The sequence below is a fragment of the Endozoicomonas sp. SESOKO2 genome, assembly GCF_024606245.1.
Taxonomy (GTDB): Bacteria; Pseudomonadota; Gammaproteobacteria; order Pseudomonadales; family Endozoicomonadaceae; genus Endozoicomonas_A.
Map to the genome: position 1 here is coordinate 1 of NZ_JAHHPQ010000183.1, position 1,315 is coordinate 1,315.

1 protein-coding gene is annotated in these 1,315 nt (G+C 54.9%); it reads right to left on the reverse strand.

Features of this window, described 5'->3' with window-relative positions; all coding sequences use genetic code 11:
• A partial coding sequence (locus KDK17_RS04500; RefSeq protein WP_257287447.1) for an ankyrin repeat domain-containing protein occupies positions 1-1,315 on the reverse strand: 1,315 nt, incomplete at both ends.

Sequence of the window (1,315 nt, forward strand, 5' to 3'; positions counted from 1 at the left end):
GCCAAAATCGTTCCGGCTGTTGAGATCTGCCCCGGCGTTGATCAGGAGTTTCACGGTGTCGGTGTTGCCCTTCCGGGCTGCAATGGACAGCGGGGTAGTGCCAAGTACGGTCCCGCTGTCGAGATTTGCCCCAGCGTTGATCAGGAGTTTCACGCAGTCGGTATTACCCTTCAGGGCTGCCATGAACACTGGGTCGGCACCATTCTCAAACCGGGCATTGAGATCCGCCCCATTGTCGATCAGGAGTTTCACGCAGTCGATGTTATTTTCTTGCACAGCCGCGAAGAGTGGGGTGGCGCCATTCGAATCCCCGGCGTTGAGATCTGCCTTGGCGTTGATCAGGAGTTTCAAGCAGTCGGTATTGCCCTTCTGGGCAGCGATAAACAACGCGGTGGCGCCATTCCTGTTGACGGCGTTGAGATCCGCCCCAGTATTGATCAAGAGTTTCACGCAGTCGGTATTGCCCATCTGGGCAGCGACCATCAGTGCGGTGGCGCCAGTCACAGTCCGTGCGTTGATGTTTGCGCTGCCTTCGATCAGGGCTTTCAAACAGTCGGTGTAACCTTTCTGTGCAGCGATGAACACCGGGGTGGCGTCATCCGTCAAGGCGGAGTTGAGATCTGCCTCAGCGTTGATCAGGAGTTTCACACAGTCGGTATTGCCCATCTGGGCAGCGATGAACAGCGCGGTGGTGCCATCTTTAGCCCTGGCGTTGAGGTCCGCGTTGGCTTCGATCAGGGCTTTCAAGCAGTTGGTGTTATTTTCCTGGGCAGCTATGAACAGCGGGGTGCAGCCATCCTCAGTCCGAGCGGCGTTGACGTTTGCTCCGGCGTTGATAAGGCGTTCGACGACGTCCGTGTGCCCATCAATAGATGCCAACATCAAGGCAGTGAAATCATCAGTCATCACGGCATTGACATTGACTCCTTCTGCCAGTGACTTCTCCACCTGATTCAAGTCCCCGTCAGAACAGGCATTATAAAAGGTCGGATCGGGGAAAAATCTATCCGGGTAAGATTCCCCGGTGTGCTCATTCACAATAGGCATCGGGTCTTGCCGACACATTGCACACCGGCGAGAGCCGATGGGCTGATCAACAAAACACTTCGAAATACAGTCCAGATCGAAGTGTTTGCCACAACATTGGCTTTTGACGACCACATCACGGCCATGGAAGTGAACCAGACAAATAGGACAGGGATCGGACTCCAGCGGTATGTCACTGTCCATGGGGACAGCGGGCCGACTGCTATCGGATGATGGTCGGAATTGACAAACGCCCTGACAGGGAGAGACGAAACAATCTAAACCCAAA